At 60.2% G+C, this 21,797-nt stretch carries 21 protein-coding genes and 1 tRNA gene; 10 read left to right on the top strand and 12 right to left on the bottom strand.

What is annotated here, in order from left to right; translation table 11 throughout:
* Window positions 1–186 precede the first annotated feature (186 nt).
* The 4 genes from AC13RM_RS29230 to AC13RM_RS29215 all read right to left on the bottom strand — a co-directional run bounded on the left by AC13RM_RS29230 (window position 187) and on the right by AC13RM_RS29215 (window position 2,497).
* The gene (locus AC13RM_RS29230; RefSeq protein ID WP_488555992.1) at window positions 187–699 is read right to left on the bottom strand and encodes a disulfide bond formation protein B; all 513 of its coding nucleotides are present in this window, start codon (window positions 697–699) and stop codon (window positions 187–189) included.
* An 18-nt stretch (window positions 700–717) separates the two neighbouring features.
* Window positions 718–1,311 carry a YqaA family protein gene (locus AC13RM_RS29225; protein ID WP_440478725.1) on the bottom strand — a complete coding sequence of 198 codons (594 nt, stop codon included), beginning with the start codon at window positions 1,309–1,311 and terminating at the stop codon, window positions 718–720.
* A 154-nt stretch (window positions 1,312–1,465) separates the two neighbouring features.
* On the bottom strand, window positions 1,466–1,948 hold the full coding sequence (locus AC13RM_RS29220) for a hypothetical protein (protein WP_488555991.1): 483 nt from the start codon (window positions 1,946–1,948) through the stop codon (window positions 1,466–1,468).
* Window positions 1,949–2,365: 417 nt separating this feature from the next.
* The gene (locus AC13RM_RS29215; RefSeq protein ID WP_374822697.1) at window positions 2,366–2,497 is read right to left on the bottom strand and encodes a hypothetical protein; all 132 of its coding nucleotides are present in this window, start codon (window positions 2,495–2,497) and stop codon (window positions 2,366–2,368) included.
* Window positions 2,498–2,597: 100 nt separating this feature from the next.
* Between AC13RM_RS29215 and AC13RM_RS29210 the strand changes: the two genes are divergently transcribed.
* On the top strand, window positions 2,598–2,759 hold the full coding sequence (locus AC13RM_RS29210; protein ID WP_488555990.1) for a hypothetical protein: 162 nt from the start codon (window positions 2,598–2,600) through the stop codon (window positions 2,757–2,759).
* Between the two features lie 383 nt (window positions 2,760–3,142).
* On the opposite strand, the gene AC13RM_RS29205 is transcribed toward AC13RM_RS29210, so the two are convergent.
* Both AC13RM_RS29205 and AC13RM_RS29200 read right to left on the bottom strand, forming a co-directional pair.
* A tRNA-Leu gene (locus AC13RM_RS29205) sits at window positions 3,143–3,227 on the bottom strand.
* 143 nt (window positions 3,228–3,370) lie between these two features.
* Complete coding sequence (locus tag AC13RM_RS29200) at window positions 3,371–4,669, bottom strand: MFS transporter (protein ID WP_488555989.1); 1,299 nt, start codon at window positions 4,667–4,669, stop codon at window positions 3,371–3,373.
* Between the two features lie 230 nt (window positions 4,670–4,899).
* Here AC13RM_RS29200 and AC13RM_RS29195 point away from each other — a divergent pair, with 230 nt between their 5' ends.
* Window positions 4,900–5,487: a TetR/AcrR family transcriptional regulator gene (locus AC13RM_RS29195; protein WP_285174860.1), complete on the top strand. Its 588-nt coding sequence runs from the start codon at window positions 4,900–4,902 to the stop codon at window positions 5,485–5,487.
* Window positions 5,488–5,493: 6 nt separating this feature from the next.
* On the opposite strand, the gene AC13RM_RS29190 is transcribed toward AC13RM_RS29195, so the two are convergent.
* Together AC13RM_RS29190 and AC13RM_RS29185 are read right to left on the bottom strand one after the other, a co-directional pair.
* Complete coding sequence (locus tag AC13RM_RS29190; RefSeq protein WP_374822704.1) at window positions 5,494–6,288, bottom strand: class I SAM-dependent methyltransferase; 795 nt, start codon at window positions 6,286–6,288, stop codon at window positions 5,494–5,496.
* Window positions 6,289–6,674: 386 nt separating this feature from the next.
* Complete coding sequence (locus tag AC13RM_RS29185; protein WP_374822707.1) at window positions 6,675–7,655, bottom strand: aldo/keto reductase; 981 nt, start codon at window positions 7,653–7,655, stop codon at window positions 6,675–6,677.
* Between the two features lie 253 nt (window positions 7,656–7,908).
* Between AC13RM_RS29185 and AC13RM_RS29180 the strand changes: the two genes are divergently transcribed.
* Window positions 7,909–9,549 carry an AMP-binding protein gene (locus tag AC13RM_RS29180; RefSeq protein ID WP_374822710.1) on the top strand — a complete coding sequence of 547 codons (1,641 nt, stop codon included), beginning with the start codon at window positions 7,909–7,911 and terminating at the stop codon, window positions 9,547–9,549.
* On the opposite strand, the gene AC13RM_RS29175 is transcribed toward AC13RM_RS29180, so the two are convergent.
* Window positions 9,536–10,807, bottom strand: a complete 1,272-nt coding sequence (locus AC13RM_RS29175; RefSeq protein ID WP_374822713.1) for a GNAT family N-acetyltransferase — start codon at window positions 10,805–10,807, stop codon at window positions 9,536–9,538. The genes AC13RM_RS29180 and AC13RM_RS29175 overlap by 14 nt on opposite strands.
* A gap of 2 nt (window positions 10,808–10,809) precedes the next feature.
* Window positions 10,810–12,225: a lipopolysaccharide biosynthesis protein gene (locus AC13RM_RS29170; RefSeq protein WP_374822715.1), complete on the bottom strand. Its 1,416-nt coding sequence runs from the start codon at window positions 12,223–12,225 to the stop codon at window positions 10,810–10,812.
* Window positions 12,226–12,474: 249 nt separating this feature from the next.
* Here AC13RM_RS29170 and AC13RM_RS29165 point away from each other — a divergent pair, with 249 nt between their 5' ends.
* Window positions 12,475–13,104, top strand: coding sequence for a glutathione S-transferase family protein (locus AC13RM_RS29165; RefSeq protein WP_374822718.1), 630 nt, complete (start codon window positions 12,475–12,477; stop codon window positions 13,102–13,104).
* Window positions 13,105–13,231: 127 nt separating this feature from the next.
* Here AC13RM_RS29165 and secA read toward each other — a convergent pair whose 3' ends face one another.
* Window positions 13,232–15,952: a preprotein translocase subunit SecA gene (gene secA, locus AC13RM_RS29160; protein ID WP_374822721.1), complete on the bottom strand. Its 2,721-nt coding sequence runs from the start codon at window positions 15,950–15,952 to the stop codon at window positions 13,232–13,234.
* A gap of 247 nt (window positions 15,953–16,199) precedes the next feature.
* Between secA and AC13RM_RS29155 the strand changes: the two genes are divergently transcribed.
* The 6 genes from AC13RM_RS29155 (at window position 16,200) to AC13RM_RS29130 (ending at window position 20,852) form a co-directional block, all read left to right on the top strand.
* Window positions 16,200–17,123, top strand: a complete 924-nt coding sequence (locus AC13RM_RS29155; protein ID WP_374822724.1) for a peptidylprolyl isomerase — start codon at window positions 16,200–16,202, stop codon at window positions 17,121–17,123.
* Between the two features lie 64 nt (window positions 17,124–17,187).
* Window positions 17,188–18,429 carry a bifunctional glutamate N-acetyltransferase/amino-acid acetyltransferase ArgJ gene (gene argJ, locus AC13RM_RS29150; RefSeq protein ID WP_374822727.1) on the top strand — a complete coding sequence of 414 codons (1,242 nt, stop codon included), beginning with the start codon at window positions 17,188–17,190 and terminating at the stop codon, window positions 18,427–18,429.
* Window positions 18,410–19,219 carry a GNAT family N-acetyltransferase gene (locus AC13RM_RS29145; RefSeq protein ID WP_374822730.1) on the top strand — a complete coding sequence of 270 codons (810 nt, stop codon included), beginning with the start codon at window positions 18,410–18,412 and terminating at the stop codon, window positions 19,217–19,219. The genes argJ and AC13RM_RS29145 overlap by 20 nt, the downstream gene beginning before the upstream one ends.
* Window positions 19,216–19,629 (top strand): 8-oxo-dGTP diphosphatase MutT, encoded by a 414-nt coding sequence (gene mutT, locus AC13RM_RS29140; RefSeq protein WP_113231628.1) that lies wholly within the window; start codon window positions 19,216–19,218, stop codon window positions 19,627–19,629. The genes AC13RM_RS29145 and mutT overlap by 4 nt, the downstream gene beginning before the upstream one ends.
* Window positions 19,630–20,177: 548 nt before the next feature.
* Window positions 20,178–20,495 (top strand): hypothetical protein, encoded by a 318-nt coding sequence (locus tag AC13RM_RS29135; RefSeq protein WP_113231629.1) that lies wholly within the window; start codon window positions 20,178–20,180, stop codon window positions 20,493–20,495.
* Between the two features lie 174 nt (window positions 20,496–20,669).
* Window positions 20,670–20,852, top strand: a complete 183-nt coding sequence (locus AC13RM_RS29130; protein WP_069612954.1) for a Flp family type IVb pilin — start codon at window positions 20,670–20,672, stop codon at window positions 20,850–20,852.
* A 20-nt stretch (window positions 20,853–20,872) separates the two neighbouring features.
* On the opposite strand, the gene AC13RM_RS29125 is transcribed toward AC13RM_RS29130, so the two are convergent.
* On the bottom strand, window positions 20,873–21,757 hold the full coding sequence (locus AC13RM_RS29125; protein WP_113231630.1) for a methyltransferase domain-containing protein: 885 nt from the start codon (window positions 21,755–21,757) through the stop codon (window positions 20,873–20,875).
* Window positions 21,758–21,797 lie beyond the last annotated feature (40 nt).

Below are 21,797 nucleotides of genomic sequence, written 5' to 3'. Positions count from 1 at the left end.
CCTTCTCCCCTTGGGGAGAAGGTGGCCCGAAGGGACGGATGAGGGGGAGCGGCGGCACGCAAATTTGCGTTTCGCTTGCCGCTCAAGGCCCTCGTCGCTCCGCTTCTCGTCCCCCTCATCCGTCCGCTCGCAGTTTCGCTTTGCTCGCCTGCTCGCGCCCACCTTCTCTCCGCGGGAGAGAAGGGGTCAACCCGCCTTCTTCGCCCCCACAAAGGCAATAGCAGCCAAGATCACGCTGGCGATTACATTCCAGCCGGCCATCGACAGGCCGAGGATGCGCAGCGCCGCTTCCGTGCAAGAGGGACCCTTGATGGTGTTCAGCTGGCCGAGCAGGTCGCCGGCATTCTGCGTGACGCTGGCGGCCGTTGTCGAGCACGTGGTCGGGCCTTCCCAGAAGTGCCATTCGACGCCGGCGTGATAGACGCCGATGCCGCCGCCGACCACCATCATCAGGCCGGCGATGATCAGCAGGCCGCGGGTGATCCAGGAGGGCAGACCGGCGATTGCCGTCAGCACGGCGATGATGGCGACAGGGATGCCGTAATAATAGGGTTGGCGCTGGTCCAGGCAGAGCGCGCAGGGGATATAGCCGCCGATATATTGGAAGCCGAGCGCCGAGCCGATGACGACGATCATGCCGATCGTCAGCAATACGCCATAGCCGAGGCCGGCGCGGGAGGAAGGCGAAGTCGTGGACATGCGTTGGGGGCTCCTTGGTCAGCTCGCCAGGGCAAAATGGAAGACGGCATAGAGGGCGATGAGAACGGCGGCGGCGGCCATCGCGATCTGGCCCAGGCGCTTTTCGATGAAATGGCGGATGGATTCACCATAGCAGCGAAGCAGGAAGGCCAGGAGGAAAAAGCGGGCGCCGCGGGCGACGATGGCCGAGACGATGAACAGGCCGAGATTGATATGGGCGACGCCGGAGAGGATCGTCACCACCTTGATCGGCGGCAGATGCGCCAGGCCCGATGTGACGAGCAGCAGGAGCACCCATTCATAGGTGATGCCGGCGCTCATCTGGTTGAAGGCGTCGAGCTTGCCGTAGAATTCGAGGATCGGCTTGGCGATGGTTTCGAAGGCGTAATAGCCGAGCGCCCAGCCGGCAATGCCGCCGAGCACGGAGGCAACCGTCGCCGTCAGCGCATATCGCCAGGCGCGCTCAGGCTTGGCAAGCGACATCGGCAGGAACAGGACATCCGCCGGAACGAGAAAGATGGAGCTCTCGACGAAGGCGATCACGGCCAACCAGATTTCCGCCGATTTGCGGCCGGCGAGCGACATGGTCCAGTCGTACAGTCTACGAAGCATAGGGCCCCCTTTTTGCTGCGTTGCAAACCTTTAGGGGGCAGGATTATGGCTGTAAATGGTCGGGGAGTGACGGAAGTGGCGGAAAGGCAAAATTTTTCGTGATGGTGGGAGCGTTCGATGCTGGGACTTCGCCCGGTGATCACGCGCTAAAGCTCTAACTGGTACAGGTCATCACGCCGTCTCTAACAATCTCAGCCCATTTAGTTCCAAGTGTTTCCTTCGCAGAAAGCGCATTTTGACCCCCAGACTCACCGTTCTTAAACATATGCACCGCCAGCTTCTGATTATGACGGCCGGCGACGAACATAGGTCCAGGCTGATAGACGGTGTTGGCTTGATAGAAACCGGTATTGCCTGAGAAGGTCGCAGTGCCAGTCGTTGAGTACGATCCCGGCATCTGAACCAGATGGGTGGTATCCTGCCCTTGCTGACCGACTATTATATAGCGATCGTAGCCTGCCTTGATTGTTTCGATCGCCGCTTGTTTTTCGGCGACCTTCATTGCGCCCTCATCTCCGCAAACTGGCGCGGCGCTCGTGCTTATGATTGCCTCGTTTTGCGAAACTCGCATCGCACTGGAACGCGCGCAGCCCGCAGCGAGCAGGCAGAGGCCTACCGCGACAACAATTTTAAACATGTCAAATGATCCTCAAACTCTTTCGCGGTAGAGTTGATCGTGGTGCGTCTTAAGTCAACCGAACAATTTCGGTGCTTGCGCATCGGCGCTGAAAATTGCTGAGAAAGCGTTTTTCTTGTAACGCAAGTGCCTAGTGGCAATTGCTGAGTGTTTGGAATTGGAGCTTTTATTGCGATGCAATTTCGTATTGCTTAGCTTCTTGCTTGTCTATCTCGTCCCCAATTCATCATCATCCTACTAAGCGCCCAAAACAGCCTTGTTGAGGTCAGTTGGGCTACGCTTTTCTTCCTCTCAGTGCAGCGATAAGAGAGTCGAATGCGGAAGGTGAGGGTTTCGCGTTTGGGAAGAAGAAGTTCAGTCTGCCTACGGTTCATGTTGTCGAGATAGATATGCTCAAATTTGAGCGCATCTCGAACGTCATAAAGGCTCGGTCAGCATGTTGGTCGCATCACGCAGGACATTTCGGTGAGCCTTGCCGATTAGCTCAGCGATCTCATGGCTGGACATGGTGAGCGCGGAGGCGGTGTTGAGGGAAACGCTCCGGTTCATATGAAGGGTCCTTCTAAGCGCCCTATCAATCAAGAAAACTGAATAGACAGCTTCAACACCTAGTGAGAAAATCCGCCGCTTGGAAGAGGAGGGCATCGCTATGCCGAACACAGAGCACCATGATCCACGCAAGGCATTGGACCAAGAGGCAGAACGCAAGCGTCTCGCTGAGGAGCAGTCAGCGGATGACAAAGGCGCTGTGAAGGAGCCTGAGAGTGGCGTTGTTGAGCATCAGGCAGGAAAGATCATCGGCAACGGGTAGTCGCTAAGCGAGCCAGTTAGACACCCGGCCCCTCGTTTGTCGGGCTGGGCTGTCACTTCTGTGGCCACCCCGAAAGCCAGGCCCATCGCCTGCTTTCGACGTGTACGTTTTATCACCTCGGAACCGTAGTGCTTCTCACTGGCACCTGTATTGAGGTAGCCAAGGATTGCCGCCATGTCGGTCGGCTGGACGCCGGCTAGGTCACATCTATCAGCCATGTTGTGGCGCAAGGAGTGCACGGCATAGAGGGGGTTTTCGGTGTTAGAAGAACGGTTTCTAAGGGTCAACCAAGGATTAAATGGTCACGTCTTCCATGCCTCGCTGTAGCAGATGGAAGCTCAACTATTGAAATCACAGCGAGTAATTGACTTGCCTAGAGATTTTGGTGCCCCATGCCGGAGTCGAACCAGCACTTCTTTCGAAACTCGATTTTGAGTCGAGCGCGTCTACCAATTCCGCCAATGGGGCAACGGGGTACTGACGAGGCGGCTGTCTAGCATGTGAGCGGCGGGGCGCGCAAGCCGGGTCGGCAGATTTTGCGAGTGTTTCCGCAGGGTTGCGGTTTGGCCCATGGCGCGGGTGGACACCATGGGCTTTTTGCCGTTTGAGGCTCAGTGAGCCATGGCCGGGCCTTTGGTGATGGAGCCGGACTTTTGCAGCGTGATCGCCAGGATCGCGGCGAGCAGGCAGAAGGCGCCGGCCACGAAGAAAGCGGGGAGGTAGGTGTTCAGCTCCGTGCGGGTCAGGCCGGCGCCATAGGCGGCGGTGGCGGCACCTAGCTGGTGGCCGGCGAAGACCCAGCCGAAGACGAGGCCGGCCTTTTCGCGGCCGAAGCGGTCGGCGGCGATCTTGACGGTCGGCGGCACGGTGGCGATCCAGTCGAGGCCATAGAAGACGGCGAAGATCGACAGGCCGTAGAAGGTGAAGTCGCTGAAGGGCAGGTAGACCAGCGACAGGCCGCGCAGGCCGTAATACCAGAAGAGCAGCCAGCGATTGTCGAAGCGGTCGGAGAGCCAGCCGGAGCCGATCGTGCCGAAGAAATCGAAGATGCCCATGACGGCGAGCACGCTGGCGGCGGCGACCGGCACGATGCCGAAATCGCCGCAGAGGGTGACGAAATGCGTCTGGATCAGGCCATTGGTCGACAGGCCGCAGATGAAGAAAGTGGCAAAGAGAATCCAGAAGGTCGAGGTGGTGGAGACTTCCCGCAGGATCGCGATCGGCGAGGCGAGTGCTGCCTTCAGGTTCCTGGTGGCCGCCGGCGGGGGCGTGATGTGGACCTCGCCGACCAGCGGCAGATTGACGTCCGAGGGACGGTCGCGCATCAGAAGCAGCACGATGAAGGCGGCGACGACGATCATGCCGCAGACGAAAAGCACCGTGGTGCGCCAGCCATAGCGCGTCGTCAGCTCTGCCATCAGAGGCAGGAAGACCAGCTGTCCCGTCGCCGAACTGGCCGAGAGCATGCCGATGACGAGGCCGCGATGCTTGGTGAACCAGCGCGTCGATACGGTTGCCGCCAGCACCATGGCGGTGAGGCCGGTGCCGAAGCCGATGATGATGCCCCAGCACAAAAGCAGCTGCCAGACCTGCGTCATATAGAGCGAGCCGATGAAGCCGACGCATATGGTGCCCAGCGCGAAGACGATGACCTTGCGCACGCCGAAATGGTTCATGAAGGCGGCGGCGAAAGGACCCATGAGGCCGAACAGCACCAAGCGGACGGCAAGCGCCGACGAGATGGAGGAGGTGCTCCAGCCGAATTCGTCCTCCAGCGGCTTGATGAGCACACCGGGCGCGCCCATGGCGCCGGCCGTGACCAGCATGGTGAGGAAGGTGGCGGCGACGACGACCCATCCGTAATGGATGTTGCGCCGGGCGAGCGTCGAGGCAAGGACAGTGGAAACCATGAGCTGCGTTCCAATCAGGTTGGGTATCGTGTCGTTAGGCCGGACTTGCGAAAACACCGGATCGCGGACAGTCGGGGGTACCGTACCACGTCTAGCGCCCTGCCGTTCTCCAGGCTTGAACGTTTGTGCAAAGGCATTTACATGATTGCTATCATATTTGTTGCGTATTGATGATGGTCATCATATAAATTGTCAATACAGATTTATTGATGCTCTGATGGAGTTTATTGATGAGAGTGAGCCGGGAGAAATTCGCCGAGAATCGCGAGAAGATCCTTGCCGTGGCAGGCGAGCTCTTTCGCGAGAAGGGTTTCGACGGCATCGGCGTCGCCGACATCATGAAGGCGGCCGGGCTGACGCATGGCGGCTTTTACGGCCATTTCGATTCAAAGGACGAGCTTGCCTGCGAGGCGAGCAAGGCGCTGGTGGCGCGCTCGCTGGAGCGCTGGAAGGAAGTGGCGGCAAGCTCGCCCGACCAGCCGCTGGAAGCGCTGCTTGCCCATTATCTCTCGCATCGCAATGTTGTGGAACATGCGACCGGTTGCGTCTTTGCGGCGCTGACGCAGGAGGTCAGCCGCCATGGCCCCAAAATGCAATCCACCTTCACCGGCGGCCTGATGGGGCTGGTCGAGGTGCTGGAAGAAATCGTTCCCGGCGAAACGCCGGAGGATCGCCGGCGCAGGGCGTTTGCCAGCCTTTCGGCCATGGTTGGCGCCGTCATCCTGGCGCGAGCGATGGACAATTCCGAATTGTCGCAGGAATTCCTGTCGGCGACCCGGCAGGAGCTGTCGCCGCCGCCTGGTGAAAGCAACGGCTAAGCTTGCCTAATCGCGGAAGGCGAGCAGCCCGTTCGCCTCGACGACCTCCCTGAACTTGCCGTCGGGTGCGGCCGCCAGCAGTTCCGCGCGCAGTGCTGCCTCGAAATCGGCCGCCTTGTCCCCCAGCGCCTGCGGCGAGGTCGACGACATCGAGAAGATGCGGCCGACGATCTCTTCGATATCCCGCTCATATTCCGAGACGATGCCGATCCGTTCCAGATTGCGGAAGGGCGAGGCGAGCAGCATGGCTTCGTGCGGTGCCCATTCCTTGCTCCGGCGCATCTGCCGCTCCGCGCTGCGCTCGGGCGAATAGGTTTCCATCAGTGGTTCAAGGATGCCCCGCCAGTTCGGTTCCGCCAGAATGCCTTTGTCATGAAAGAGCACGACGGCGCCGCCGGGCTCGATCAGCTTGTCGAGCGCTTGGAGTGTTGCAAGTCTGTCCATCCAGTGGAAAGAACGGCCCATGACGCAGAGGTGCAGCCTGCCGATATCGGGGCCGAGATCGTAGGAAGAGCCTTGCCTGATATCAATATCGACGCCGGCTGCCTTCGCGCCAAGCGAGGCTTCGGCGAGCATTTCCGGTTCCGGATCCATGGCAGTGACGGTGGCCCCTTGCAGCCGCGCAAAGGCGATGCCGAGCTGGCCGGGACCGCAGCCGAGATCGACCACATGATCGCCGGGCTTCAGCCCGCTGCGCTCGGCGACGCGGGTAATCAGCCTGTCAGGATAGGGAATGCGATAGCGCAGATAATAGGCCGCGGTCGATTGAAAGCGCCGCGCCTCGAAGGGAACTGTGATCATGGGATATCATCCTCGGGGGAAAGGAAACACCACCTGTTAAGCCCCAACTGTGACCTGCTCGTGAAGTCACTTTTGCGCGATTTGCCGTATGGTCAATCGACTTCAGAGGGTGTGAGTGCCCCCTCACCTCCTTCTCCCCTCGGGGAGAAGGTGCCGCCAGGCGGATGAGGGGGCCTGCCGAGAGCAGGAAAGCCCATGAATTCAGGTCGGCCAGCCTGTCCCCCTCATCCGACCCTTCGGGCCACCTTCTCCCCGCTGGGGAGAAGGAGTTGCGCGGCAACCACTTCATTTCATATGCGGATTGCTCTGCCGGAAGAGAGTTGAGGGACCAGGCAGACAGCTAACCGCAATATCACCAGCCCAACCTAGCCAGCTTCAAAACCTCCTTATTTGAACCCAGCAACCCCATGCGGGACATAAGGGCTTTCCAGCGCCGCGATTTCCTCCGGCGTCAATTTGACCTCCAGCGAGGCGATGGCGTCCGTGATGTGGCCGGGCTTGGAGGCGCCGATGATCGGGGCGGTGACAGCGCTCTTCTGCAGGATCCATGCGGTTGCGACCTGCGCGCGCGGGATGCCGCGTGCCTTGGCAACGGTGCCGACGGCATCGACGATCTTGCGGTCGGCCTCAAGCGCCTGGGTATATAGCGTCTTGCCGAATTCGTCGGACTCTGTGCGGGCCGTCGCTTCGTCCCAATCGCGGGTGAGGCGACCGCGCGCGAGTGGGCTCCACGGGATGACGGCGATCTTCTGGTCCTCGCAGAAGGGCAGCATCTCGCGCTCTTCCTCGCGGTAGAGCAGGTTCAGGTGGTCCTGCATGCTGACGAATTCCGTCCAGCCGTTGAGGCGCGAGGTGTAGATCGCCTTGGCGAATTGCCAGGCATACATGGAGGAGGCGCCGATATAGCGGGCCTTACCGGCCTTGACGACATCGTGCAGCGCTTCCAGCGTTTCCTCGATCGGCGTCGTATAGTCCCAGCGGTGGATCTGGTAGAGATCGACGTAATCGGTGCCGAGGCGGCGAAGGCTGTTGTCGATTTCGTCGAAGATCGCCTTGCGTGACAGACCGGCGCCGTTCGGGCCGGGGCGCATGCGGTTGAAGACCTTGGTGGCGAGCACGATATCGTCGCGGCGGGCGAAATCCTTGATGGCGCGCCCGACGATTTCTTCTGACGAGCCGTTGGAGTAGGTGTTGGCCGTATCGAGGAAGTTGATGCCGGCCTCGATCGCCTGGCGCAGCAGTGGCCGGCTCTCGTCCTCTTTCAACGACCAGGCATGTGTGCCCTTATTGGGATCGCCATAGGTCATGCAACCCAGGCAGATGCGTGAGACCTCAAGACCGGTCCTGCCGAGCTTTACGTATTCCATCGCTATTCTCCGTCCATTCGATCATTCGCTACGAGGAGGCCCATCGTCGGAAGGGCGATGGGATGGGTGCGTCGCGAAAGCAAATCGGCGGGCAAGATCGCCGCCGGGCGACGCATCAGTTCGTGAAGAGCTTCGAAGTATTCTTCAATAAATAAGGCGATTCGTCCGGCAGAGAAGATGGCATCCCAAATGTTTCCTTGAACCCCAAGGGCGACAGGTGTTAGCTGCGCCGCACCATTTTCTGGAACTGCGCATGAAATTGCCCCCGCGTGATACTTATGAAGCCCTCTATCGCGACTTTCGTTGGGAGATTCCGGCGAAATTCAACATAGGACATGCTGTTTGCGATGCCTGGGCCGAAAGTGAGCCGGGTCGGGTCTGCCTTCAGCATTTCAATCCGGACGGCAATCACTTTTCCATGACCTATGGGGAGTTGCGCGATCGTTCCGCCTCCTTTGCCAATGCGCTTGTTTCGCTCGGCGTGAGGGCGGGAGATCGGGTGGCGCTGCTGCTGCCGCAGGGTTTCGAGACCGTCGTGGCGCATGTAGCGATCTACAAGATGGGCGCCATCGCCCTGCCGCTGGCCTTGCTGTTCGGCGCCGAGGCACTGGAATACCGGCTGCAGGCAGCCGGGGCGTCGGCCATCGTCACCAACCGGTTCGGCCTCGGGCGGCTGCGTCCGATCCGGGACCGATTGCCGGAACTCGCGCAGGTGATCAGCATTGATGGCGCCGAAGAGGGCGTTTCCGGCTTTGCCGATCTGGTCGCCGCGCATCCGCCCTTGTTCGAGGTCGCCGATACCGGCCCGGACGATCCGGCCTTGATGATCTTCACCTCGGGCACGACCGGCCCGCCCAAGGGTGCGCTGCATGGCCATCGTGTGCTACCGGGGCATATTCCGGGCATGCAATTCGCCCATGAGGGCTTTCCGCAGGCTGGCGACCGCCTCTGGACGCCGTCGGACTGGGCCTGGGCCGGCGGTCTCCTGAATGCGCTGCTACCGAGCCTGATGCTTGGGGTTCCCGTCATTTCCTCGCCGGCACAAAAATTCGATCCCCATATGGCTTTCCGCATCATGGCCGAGATGGAGGTGCGCAATGCCTTCATTCCGCCGACGGCACTGCGCCTGCTGAAGTCGGTCGACAATCCGCGGGCGCATTACGATCTCAAGCTGCGTACCATCGGTTCGGCCGGCGAAGCGCTTGGCCGCGAAACCTTCGAATGGGCGCGGTCCGCGCTTGGCGTGAGCGTCAACGAATTCTTCGGTCAGACGGAATGCAATTTCGTGCTCTCTTCCAGCGAAGCCTTCGGCGCCAGCCGTGCTGGCGCGACGGGCAAACCAGTACCCGGCCATCGAGTCGCAATCGTCGATGCCCATGGTATCGAGGTTCCCGTGGGCGAGACGGGACAAATCGCGATCAAGCGGCCTGATCCGGTGATGTTCCTCGGCTACTGGCAGAACGAGGCAGCGACGGAGGCGAAATTCGCCCATGACTGGCTGCTGACGGGCGATATCGGCCGCCAGGATGCGGATGGCTATATTTCCTTCGTCGGCCGCGACGACGATGTCATCACCTCGTCGGGCTATCGCATCGGGCCTAGCGAGATCGAGGATTGCCTCGGCGGCCATCCCGCCGTGCAGCTTGCCGCGGCGGTGGGAAAGCCGGACGCGGTCCGAACGGAAATCGTCAAGGCCTATGTCGTCCTCGTGCCCGGTCGCGAGCCGAGTGACAAACTGGCGATCGAAATCCGCGAATGGGTGAAGACCCGGCTTTCCATGCACGAATATCCGCGCGAGATCGAATTCGTCGATGCGCTGCCGCTGACGACATCAGGCAAGGTGATCCGTCGCCTCCTGCGCGAGCGGGCGATCGCTGAGGTCAGCGCTTCGTAAGCGACAGGATCTTTTCGCGCAGCAGCTTCGCCATGTTGCGGGTGCTGCGATACATGTGCAGCTGCGTGGTCACCTGACGCACGTCGCGGTCACCGTTCGGCGTCAGGCCGATGATCAGCGTGCCCATGTCCTCGCGTTCGTGCCAGAAACGGCTCATGATCGGATGATCCGGCACCGCGCAGGAATCGGAGCGGACAACGTTGGCGTCGTCGAGATGCCATTCCGTCAGCTCGCCCATCAAGAGCTTGCCCGGCGAATAGCGGGCATAGGCCTCGTCGAATGCCGTCTTCCACGTATAGGCTTCGCCGCCCATGATCAGCACGATCATCGAGGCGACAGCCTTACCATTGAGATCGATGGTGTGGATGCGCACCGCGTCGATGGCTGCAAGATTAGAAATTGCCTCACGGGCGAAGGCGGCATGGTGGCGGTCGGTGACGAGCGCCGAGCGCTTCTTGCCCTTCCAGCCGCTTGCTTCCAGCGCCAGGAATTCTTCCATGCGCCTATGAATATCGCGAGGCTGACGCGCGACGCTGTAGGTGACTTCGCCATGGCTTTCCAGCAGCCGCCATTGGCGGCGCATTTCCCGCAAGTGCGCGTTGGAAATCGTCCGCCTGAGGTAGGTAAGCGCGTCGTCATTGCTCTGGAGCATCGGGCGTTGGAATGGGTTGGCGACGGCGATCGGCAGGTTCCGGCCGATGGCGATGACCTTGGCCATCTGGACGAAGTGACCGTTGAGACGGACATCCGGCAATACGAGCGTGCTTGGCAGATGCAGTCCCGGCCGGGAGAGTGCTTCGAGGAGGTTGTCGAGCGTTTCGCCGGCATCCTCGGCGTCGAGCAAGGGCGTGCCGAGCGGGCCGAAGGAGTTCGACCAGACCCGGATAATGGACGGGCCGATCGCAAAGCCAGGCTTGTCGACCGTGAAGGGCATCAGCAGCCGGATGCGGCTGCGCGTGCTGCTGTTGTCGCGCATGAGCGCCAGACGCACCTGCCGATCCTCAAGGCGCGGCATGGCGGGTGCGAGAAAGCGCCCGGAGAAGAAGACGTTCGGCTCCATGGCGCGATTGGACAGGAAGTCCAGCTCGTCCTGCAGCTCGTAGCCGAGCTTGCCGGGATAGAGGCAGAGTTCGCGGCCGGCACGGCCGACCTCGACGCGGGCTTCGGCTTTCGGTGTTTCGAAATGCAGCGCTGCGAGCGTATGGGTCAGGGCGTTCACTTGGCTGTCGGTGGTTTCGGTGTAGGGGGGACGTGCCATAATCAGAAAACCCTCGTTGCCGATGAGGCCGACGAGCGTCGGAGGAGGGCGAATAGGGTGATGCCGAGCGCACGGCGGACGGCGATGTGCAGGAGCAGCGCTTCGATCGCCATGGCGGTGGCGCCGGCAATTGCCGCGCCTTCGATACCGAGATGAGGAATGAGCGCGACGTTGAGGCCGACGTTGGCAACGAGCGCTACAGCATAGAGATAGACGCAGAGCATCTGCTTGTCCGCCATGGTCAGGAGCACTTCGGCAGGGCCGACGAGCGCTCTCGCAAGAATTCCGGCAAGCAGGATCGCCATCACGATCTGTCCGTCGATGAAGGCGGCGCCGAACAGCGACAGCAGGAGTTGCCCTGCCGCCAGCACCACGAGGCCGACGGCGAGAGCTGGAAAGAAGGACCAGCGTGTCGCTTCGGTTGCGAAGGCTGCGAGCTTGCTTCGATCGCCTTCGGCCAGGATGGCGGCAAAGCGCGGTCCGATGGCTGCCCTGACGGCGAAAGAGACGAAGAGCACCAGGGCCATTGTTTTGGCGGCGGCGAAGTAGACGGCGACTTCATCCGGATCGAGGAAGATGCCGACGACGATGACGTCCGAATTGGTGAGCAGGTAGCCCACGCCCTCGACCAGGAAAATCGGTAGGGCCACCGCCGTCCAGGCGTTGAATTCGGTGGCTTTCGGGCCGCGTGGGTAATGGCGGCGCAGACGGAACGTCATCGCAAGATATTGCAGCAGGACACTGGTGAAGGCGCCGGCGAGCGCCGCGGCCATGGCTGTGACGGCATCGCGTGGCGCGCCGGCGAGGATCGCAGCCACCATGAAGAGCAAGATCAGGGTCGGGCGGATCAGGAAGGTTGGGCTGAGCGCCATGATCGGCCAGTGCTTGGCGCGGGCCGTACCATCCAGCACGTCTCCGAGCGAAATCATCGGCACGGCAATCAGGCCGAGGAAGATCGGCATGACATAATAGTGCTCGACCACGCCGCGGAAGGCGAAGAGCAGCAGCGCGCCGATCAGTGCCAGCGTGCCCGAGACGGCGACCACGAACAGGCGTGCCGAGGCGTTCAGGCCGCGAATGGCATTATGATTGCCGCTGGCGTCATACTGCGGCAGGAAGCGGATGATGGCCGTGGGGAAGCCGAGGCAGGCGAGATTGCCGAACAGGATCATCAGGACCCAGACAAAGACGAAGATGCCGTATTCGAACCGTCCCATCAGGCGGGCCAGAATGATCTGCGAGAGAAAGGCAAGGGCAGCACCTGCAACGCGGATCGTGAAGGCGATCAGCGCCATGCGCTGCGAGACTGCCTTTTCGTCCCGGCCGGTGAGCATAGCGGCGACTTTACGCAGATACGGCGATAGCGCGGCCCGCAATGCGGACGGCAACATTCTTTCCGCTGTTTGAAAGACCGCCATGATCGATACGCAATACTTTAAGTATGATCCCAAACTCGCGTTAGTCTTGGCAGAGGAGAGTTAAGAATCGGTTCTTGCGACACGTAAAAGTGGCTTTGCCGAAGTGGAGGGTTGCTTATCAAGCGTGCGGGAAAGCAACCATGAGACGCAATTGGCCCTCAGATTGCCGCGTCATGCTGCTGGCGCAGGAAACGGGTGGCGGAGGTTTGGTCGGTATGTAGAATCCAGGGTCTATCGGAGGAGGATTTCATGCTCATACTTCACGATTATTTGCCGTCGCAGAATGGCTGGAAGGCCAGGGTTCTGTTCGGATTGCTCGATATTCCCTATCAGACCCGCCTGGTATCCATCTTCGAAGGTGAGGGGCGCACGGATGCCTTTCTCGAGATCAATCCGGCAGGAGGCATCCCCGTTCTCGAACTGGAGGATGGGCGAACGATTGCGGAATCGAATGCTATTCTCACCTATGTTGCCGAGGGCACGCGGTTTCTTCCGGCGGATCGCTATCTGCACGCCAAGGTCATGCAGTGGCTATTCTTCGAACAATATCATGTCGAACCGGTCATCGGCACGCTGCGCTTCTGGACGCTGACGGGTCGGCTCGAATCCAACGCCGTTTTGGGGGAGGCCAAGCGCGCGGGCAGCCTTCGAACGCTTGCAGCGCTCGAGCGCGGGTTGAAGAACACGCCTTTTCTCGTCGGTGAGGAGTTCTCGATCGCGGATATTGCGGTTTATGCCTACGCCCACAGAGCGGCGGATTGCGGTTTTGATCTTGCCGATTATCCCGCGTTCACAGCTTGGCTCGATCGTGTGCTTGATGTCATCGGACCAGGCTACCCGGTCCATCTCTACAGTGAGGATCCGCATTCCGCTGTCTGAACGCGGTGGGCGTGCCTGAGACATTTGCCGGCGGCGCCTGTCGGCGAATTGTTGTGATCTCTGATCGTTGCAAACAAAAATGCCGCCCGAAGGCGGCATTTTTGTTCATTGCTATCGATTGCGCGGCTCAGACCACTTCGCTGCTTTCGAAGGCGCCGTGGCAGTGCTTGTACTTTTTGCCGGAGCCGCAGGGGCAAGCCTCGTTGCGGCCGACGCGGCCCCAGGTGGCCGGATTGCGCGGATCACGATTTTCCGGTGCCACAGCGCTCTCATTTGCAAGCGTGAACGGTGAGAATTCGTCCTCACCGGTCGTCGCGTCGATATGACGGGCCTGCATCGGCGGCGTTTCCGGTTCGGCCGGCTGCTGCACCAGTTCGACGCGCGAAAGCTGCGCGGTCACGGCCTGGCGGAGATTGTTCAACAGCGCCTGGAACAGGTCGAAGGCTTCCGCCTTGTATTCCTGCAGCGGATCGCGCTGCGCGTAGCCGCGGAAGCCGATGACCGAGCGCAGATGATCGAGGTTGACGATGTGCTCGCGCCAGAGATTGTCCAGCGTCTGCAGCACGATGGAGCGCTCGACATAGGTCATGATCTCGGGGCCGAAGCGTTCGGCCTTTTCCGTCGCCGCCTTTTCGGCGGCTTCCGTCAGGCGGGCGCGGATATCGTCTTCAGCGATGCCTTCTTCCTTGACCCAGTCATGAATGGGCAGGTCGAGATCGAAGAAGTTGGCGACAGCCGTCTTCAGGCCGTCAGCATCCCACTGTTCGGCATAGGCGCGCTCGGGAATATGTCTGGCGACGAGATCCTCGATGACGTCGTGGCGCATGTCGCCGACGAATTCGGAGAGATCCTTCGATTCCATCAGCTCGACGCGCTGGTCGAAGATGACCTTGCGCTGATCGTTCAGCACGTCGTCGTATTTCAGAACGTTCTTGCGGATGTCGAAGTTACGGGCCTCGACCTTCTTCTGGGCGCGCTCAACCGCCTTGTTGATCCAGGGGTGGACGATCGCTTCGCCTTCCTTGAGGCCGAGCTTCTGCAGCATGCCGTCCATGCGGTCGGAGCCGAAGATGCGCATCAGGTCGTCCTGGAGCGACAGGTAGAATTTCGAGCGGCCCGGGTCGCCCTGGCGGCCGGAACGGCCACGCAGCTGGTTATCGATACGGCGGCTTTCATGGCGCTCGGAGGCGATGACGTAGAGGCCGCCGGCAGCGATCGATTTCTGCTTGAGTTCCTTGATCTCTTCGGCAATGCGGGCAATGGCCGCGTCGCGTTCCGGACCCGGCTCCATCTCATGGAGGTCGCGCTCGACCCGCATTTCCAGATTGCCGCCGAGCTGGATGTCGGTGCCGCGGCCGGCCATGTTGGTGGCGATCGTCACCGCGCCAGGAACGCCCGCCTGGGCGACGATGTAGGCTTCCTGCTCGTGGTAGCGTGCGTTGAGAACCTGGAAGTTGGAGAAGCCGCGCTTGCGCATGAGGTCGGCGAGAAGTTCGGATTTCTCAATCGACGTCGTGCCGACCAGCACCGGCTGGCCGCGCTTGTGCGCATCGAGGATCTCGTTGATGATCGCGTTGTACTTCTCGGCATGCGTACGATAGACCTCGTCGTCCTCATCGATACGCTGGATCGGCAGGTTGGTCGGCACCTCGATCACGTCGAGGCCGTAGATGTTGCCGAATTCCTCCGCTTCCGTCGATGCCGTACCGGTCATGCCGGCGAGCTTTTCGTACATGCGGAAATAGTTCTGGAAGGTGATCTGTGCCAGCGTCTGGTTTTCCGGCTGGATCTGCACATGTTCCTTGGCTTCCAGCGCCTGGTGCTGACCGTCCGAATAGCGGCGGCCTGGCATCATGCGGCCGGTGAATTCGTCGATAATGACGACCTCGCCGTTGCGGACGATATAGTCCTTGTCGCGCTGGAAGAGCTTGTGCGCCTTGAGCGCATTGTTGATGTGGTGAACGATCGCGACGTTCTCGACGTCGTAGAGCGATTCACCCTTCAAGAGGCCGGCTTCGCGCAGCATGGTCTCCAGCTTCTCGGTGCCTTCTTCGGAGAAGTTCGCCGAGCGCTGCTTTTCATCGATTTCATAGTCTTCTTTCGCCAGGCGGGGAATGAAGGCGTCGATGGTGATATAGAGATCGGAGCGGTCGTCGAGCGGACCGGAGATGATGAGCGGCGTGCGCGCTTCGTCGACGAGGATCGAGTCCACTTCGTCGACGATCGCGAAGCTATGGCCGCGCTGAACCATCTGGGCGCGCTCATATTTCATGTTGTCGCGCAGATAGTCGAAGCCAAGCTCGTTGTTGGTGGCGTAGGTGATGTCGCAGGCATAGGCGTCATGGCGCTGTTCATCCGACAGGCCATGGACGATGACGCCTGTTGTCAGGCCGAGGAAGCTGTACAGGCGGCCCATGGTGCCGCTGTCGCGCTGCGCCAGGTAATCGTTGACGGTAACGACATGCACGCCCTTGCCGGCCAGCGCGTTCAGATAAACCGGCAGGGTTGCGACCAGGGTTTTACCTTCACCGGTCTTCATTTCGGCGATGGCATTGGAATGAAGGATCATGCCGCCGATCAGCTGCACATCAAAAGGTCGCATGCCGAGAACGCGGCGCGAGGCTTCACGAGCGACTGCGAAGGCCGGCACGAGGATATCGTCCAGCGTCTTGCCTTCCGCGAGTTGCTGGCGGAACTCAACCGTCTTGGCGGCCAGAGCTTCATCGGACAGCGCACGCATCTCCGGTTCGAGCGCATTGATTGCGGCTACTTGCGGCTGGAACGATTTGACCCGGCGGTCGTTGGACGAGCCGAACAACTTGCGGGCAATTCCACCTAGGCTGACCATGTGACTGGTCCTTTCTGAGATTTCATCCTGCCGTTTCCTGCTTTATCCCTTCCCGAAAAAAACGGGAGTATAGCACAAAACGGCCGGAAACTGTTCTGGACGCGAGGTTGCGTGACAGATAAGAGGGGGGTCGATTGATGTCAACGGGATTTGGCCGATACAGAAAGGCCACATTCTCCTGCTGAAGGCTTTTTTCACGCCGGATTCACATCTGTCGAGCCGGTCGAGATCACCGAAAGGTTATTTTATGTTGAAGTATAACAAACTTGCTGCGGTTGCTTTCGCAACAATCGTTACCTTCCAGGCTCCGGTCTTCGCGGCCGACGCCAAGGATCCCGTTGTCGCCAAGGTCGGCGATGTCGAAATCCATCAATCCGAACTCGATCTGGCAATCGCCAATCTCGATCCGCAGCTCGGCCAGCTTCCAGATGACCAGAAGAAGGTCGCAGCGCTTTCAGCCTCGGTCGACGTGAAGCTGCTGTCGCAGAAGGCTGCCGCTGAGAAGCTCGACCAGACGCCGGACTTCCAGGCTCACATGGCCTATCTGCGCGACCGCGAGCTGCACAATGCTTATTTCAAGGCTCACGTTGCCGACTCCATCAAGGATGACGAAGTCAAGGCTCGCTACGACAAGGAAGTCGCAGCCCTGCCGAAGCAGGAAGAAGTTCATGCCCGCCACATTCTGGTAAAGACCGAGGATGAAGCCAAGGCGATCATCAAGGAACTCGATGCCGGCAAGGATTTTGCCGCACTTGCCAAGGAAAAGTCCACGGATCCGAACAAGGCTGACGGCGGCGATCTCGGCTATTTCGGTCATGGCCGTATGGTCAAGGAATTCGAAGACGCGGCTTTCGCGCTGCCGGTCGGCACTTATACCAAGACGCCGGTCAAGACCGATTTCGGCTGGCACATCATCAAGGTCGAGGACAAGCGCAATGCTCCTCCTCCGCCGTTCGACCAGGTCAAGGACCAGGTTCGTCAGCTCGTCATGCGCGACAAGTATCTTGAGCTTCTGAACAAGGCCAAGCAGGATACCAAGGTCGTCATCAACGACCCGGCGCTCAGCAAGGCCTACGACGATGCGCAGAAGCAGCAGGACGCGGCACCGGCTGATGACGCCGTTGCGCCCGCCGATGGTGCGGCAGCGCCCGACGCGCAGCCGCAGCAGTAAGTCGTCGCAAGCAGAATCAACAGGGCCCGGTTTTTTCCGGGCCCTTCACTATTAGGTGGCTCTCATGTCCGGTTCCGTCTCTCCGCTCGCTCCTAAAACCTTTGCTGCCATGCCCTCCCTTCGCGGCGTGCGCATGACCACGGCATCCGCCGGCATCAAGTACAAGAACCGGACCGATGTCCTATTGATGGTCTTCGACAAGCCGGCCGCCGTTGCCGGCGTCTTCACCCGTTCGAAGTGCCCTTCGGCTCCGGTCGATTTTTGCCGGAAGAACCTGGCCCACGGCAGCGCGCGTGCCGTCGTCGTCAATTCCGGCAATGCCAATGCCTTCACCGGTCTGAAGGGCCGTCAGGCGACGGAACTGACCGCCACGTCCGCGGCGGCTGCCGTCGGTTGCGATGAAAACGAAGTTTATCTTGCCTCCACCGGCGTCATCGGCGAGCCGCTCGACGCCACCAAGTTTGCCGGCGTGCTCGACACGATGGCCAAGGACGCCGTCAGCGACTTCTGGTTCGAGGCCGCCAAGGCGATCATGACCACGGATACCTATCCGAAGGTCGCGACCCGCGCAGCCGAGATCGGCGGCGTCAAGGTGACCATCAATGGCATCGCCAAGGGTGCCGGCATGATCGCCCCAGACATGGCGACGATGCTCTCCTTCGTGGTCACCGATGCCGATATTTCCTCGACCGCGTTGCAGACGCTGCTGTCTGAAGGCGTCGGCCCGAGCTTCAACTCCATGACCGTCGACAGCGATACCTCGACCTCCGATACGCTGATGCTCTTTGCCACGGGCGCCGCTGCGGCTGACGGGCAGGCTCATATCGAGCGTGCCGACGATCCGAAGCTTGCCGCCTTCCGCGCCGCTCTCAACGAGTTGCTCAAGGATCTCGCCATCCAGGTCGTGCGCGACGGCGAAGGTGCCACCAAGATGCTCGAAATCACCGTGACCGGTGCCGAAAGCGATGCGGCTGCCAAACGCATAGCCCTTTCGATTGCCAATTCGCCGCTGGTCAAGACCGCCGCCGCCGGCGAAGACGCCAATTGGGGCCGCGTCGTCATGGCTGTCGGCAAGGCCGGTGAAATGGCGGATCGCGACAAGCTTGCCATCTGGTTCGGTGATGTCCGCGTCGCCGTCAATGGCGAGCGTGACGCTTCCTATTCGGAAGAAGCCGCCTCGAATGTCATGAAGCAGCAGGATATTCCCGTGAAGGTCGATCTCGGCCTCGGCAATGGCCGCGCAACGGTCTGGACCTGCGACCTCACCAAGGAATATGTTGCCATCAATGGCGACTACCGGAGCTGATATCTCGCTGATGCATGCGCAGTCCACGATAAACAAGCTGCCCCTGGTGCGCAGGCTGGAAGCCGTCGGCTTCCGGGCCTGGCCCGCCTCGTCGGTGCAATATGATGGCAGCTGGCAGATTCGGCTAACGGCGGGTCATCCGTCGAAGCGGCTGAATTCTGTCGTGCCGCTCGATCCCTCCGATCATCGCGATCTCGAAATCCGGCTGGCAAAAGCGCAACGCAAGTTCGAGGCCTATGGCAGGCCGATGGTCGTGCGCGAGACACCACTCGCCTCGCCTAAGCTCATCGATCTCCTGCGGGAGCGCGGGTGGACATGTTTCGACGAAACGATCGTCATGACCGCCAATCTGGTCGATCTCGAACTGCCTGACATGCTGGATCATCTGCCGAGCCACGATGTCGGCCGCTATGTTGATGCCAGCCTGCTGGTTGATGGGGCTGATCCCACCTTGAAGCCCGCGCTGGCGGAGGTGGTGAGCAGCATCAAGCCGCCGTCGGGACTCTTCGTCATCGAAAATGACGATGCCGGCCCGGTGGCGACCACGCTGTGCGTGCAGGATAATGATCTTGCTGGCATCATGTCTGTCGCCGTTTCCGTACAGCATCGGCGCAAGGGTCTAGGAGCCGAGATTCTGACATCGGCGCTTCGCTGGGCACGCATGCGCAGCGCCAAGACTGCCTGGCTTCAGGTCAGCGCCGACAATGCTCCGGCTCTGGCGCTCTACGTCCGTTTCGGCTTCCGCGAAGCCTATCGCTATTGCTATTGGCAACCGCCGGGGGCTGCATGAACGAGGCTGGCCGCAAGATCGTTCTCGTCGCCGCCTGCGCGCTTATCGACACGGATGGCCGCATCCTGCTGGCGCAGCGTCCCGAGGGAAAATCGCTCGCTGGGCTCTGGGAATTTCCCGGCGGCAAGGTGGAAGCCGGTGAAACGCCGGAGGAGACCCTGGTGCGCGAGCTTCAGGAAGAGCTGGGCATCCAGACGAAGATCGCCTGCCTTGCGCCCCTGACCTTTGCCAGCCACACCTACGAAACCTTCCATCTGCTGATGCCGCTATACATCTGCCGGCGTTACGAAGGAATCCCGCATGGCCGGGAAGGGCAGGCGATCAAATGGGTGCGGCCGCAAGCTTTGCGTGATTACCCCATGCCTCCGGCCGACGAGCCGTTGATCCCATTCCTGCAGGATCTGCTTTAGCTTTTTATGGTAGGGCTGAGGGAGCGCCGCCATGGGGCGGTGTCGCGCCGTATCTAGATATCCTTGAATTTGAAAGTTGATTTTGCGAGCTGATCGAGGTGGGAGACGCCGGGCTCTCTGGGGGACGCATCCGTCCGCCAACCGCCTTGAGCAAACCTGGCATGTATAAATTCCCACAACCCAAGATAATAAAAGATATCATGGCGGTATATCATGGCGCGCAAGCGTCGGTCTCTATTATTTGGTGTATCGAGGAAATTTTCTGGCGACGCGTGCGTCTACGAGGCGAGTTTGATGTCCCGTAGTGGGCCGCACCATTTTCGAGTTTATGCAGTGACGATGTGAAATGCGTTAAGGCAGTACATCACATTTATGGTTAACGAGAATTAGCCATTTAATATCAGGCCTATAGCCCGAATCAGGCACTGTCCCGGAATTTTACGTCTCATTAATTTGCATGTGGATATTAAGGGATCGTTTATGACCTTCTGGCATTCAATTCTCTCAATCAAGCGGGTTGTTGGGTGCGTTAAAGAAGGCTTGACATAATGGACGACGATTTCTGGAAAGCTGTTCAGGAAAAAGAGCAGTCCTATTCCACGTCGCGCAGGACGGGCGCGTTGAATATCGCTTTGCTGTTCGGTACGGCGGCGGTAGCGCTTTCGCTTATTCTGACCCCGATGCTATCAGACAAATCCAAGTCGCGCGTGCTTGCAAGCGCGCCGGATATCGACAATATTGCCACGGGTTCGATCCCGCAGACCGAAAACGGCAAGCGATATACGATCCGCCGCAGCGTTCTGCAGCAGGAACCGGGCTCGGTCTGCATCGTCCAGGGTTATGGTGCCGATAACGGCTGCCAATAGCGCATTTCCAGGAAAAGTGCGCAGCGGTTTTCCGTCCGGAATGCGTAAGGAAAAAATAGAGCGTTTTCGCGCATCGAAGAAAAGCGGAAATGCTATAGTGCATGAGCATAGCCTGCCGGATGCCATGACGAGCATCGGATTCATCAGTTGTCCAATGCTGGGAGCTTCGAGCTTATGCGTTCCGTTCGGCGTATTTTCACCGATAAGACCGGTGCCACGGTCATTGAATACGGCCTCATTGCAGCCCTGATGTCGGCTGCAATCATCAGCGGTGTCGGCGCTTTCGGCGGCAGCCTATCAAGTACATTCAACCTTCTGTCCAATACGATACAGAATTCGGCGGCGTCCCAGAACTGATACGGCCGGTAAATCTTTGGCTACTGTTTGAGCTTGTGCTCTTCAACCTTGAGCGCATCGGCCAAACGCGCCTTGGCCGAACCCGGCCGCAGCGGCTTCTGCTGGCTCTCATGCGGCGTCCAGCCTGAGACATAAATGATCGAGAATGTTGCCCTGATCCGCCCGTCCGGATCGGAATAGCGTTCGGCATAAAGTTCGGCTGCGCGCAAGAAGAAGGCGCGCGTCAGCGGTTTGCGGCTGCGGTCGACGAGCGGATTGGTCATGCCCATGGCGCGCAGGTCGCGCATCAAGGCAAAGAGATTATCGTAGCGTACCGTATAGGTTTCGGCGTCTATGACGGGCAGTGTAAAGCCGGCACGCTGAAGAAGACCGCCGACATCGCGGACATCGGCAAAGGGGATGACGCGCGGGCTTGCGCCACCCGTCAGCTCGATTTCGGTTGCGAGCAGCACATCGCGCAATTCCTGCAGGGTTCCCGAGCCGGGGATCGCCGCCAGGAAAAGGCCATCCGCCTTCAGCGCTCGGCGGATCTGAATGAAGACGCCGGGCGTGTCGTTGGTGACATGCAGGCTGAGCGGGGAGAGCACAAGGTTGACCGATTCCGGCGCGAGCGGCAGCTCCTCCGGCGGCGCCTCAATGATAGTCTCGCCGGTTGCCGCAAAGCCCTTCTCGCTTTCGATCCGTTTCAGGTGACCGATCTTGCCCGTCTCCAGGGCCAGGCGCGCGGCAATGCCGGTCGCGCCGTGCAGCTCGACCGCTTCGTCAAAATGGCGTTCGGTGACAGCAAGCCGTTCCGCCAGTTCGCCGGCGGCAATGTCAAGCAGAAAGGCCGCTTTCGGGTCGCCTTGTCTCAAGGCCCGGCGCTTGCGGGCTGCAAGCAGCGATTGGTCGAACACGATTTCCATGGTGGTTTCCTGCGATATCATCAATTCAGCTGGGCACGTC

This window comes from Martinezella sp. CNPSo 3732 (assembly GCF_057784515.1).
Note: the sequence above shows the minus strand (reverse complement) of the source record. Positions and strands in the feature narration are given on the sequence as shown.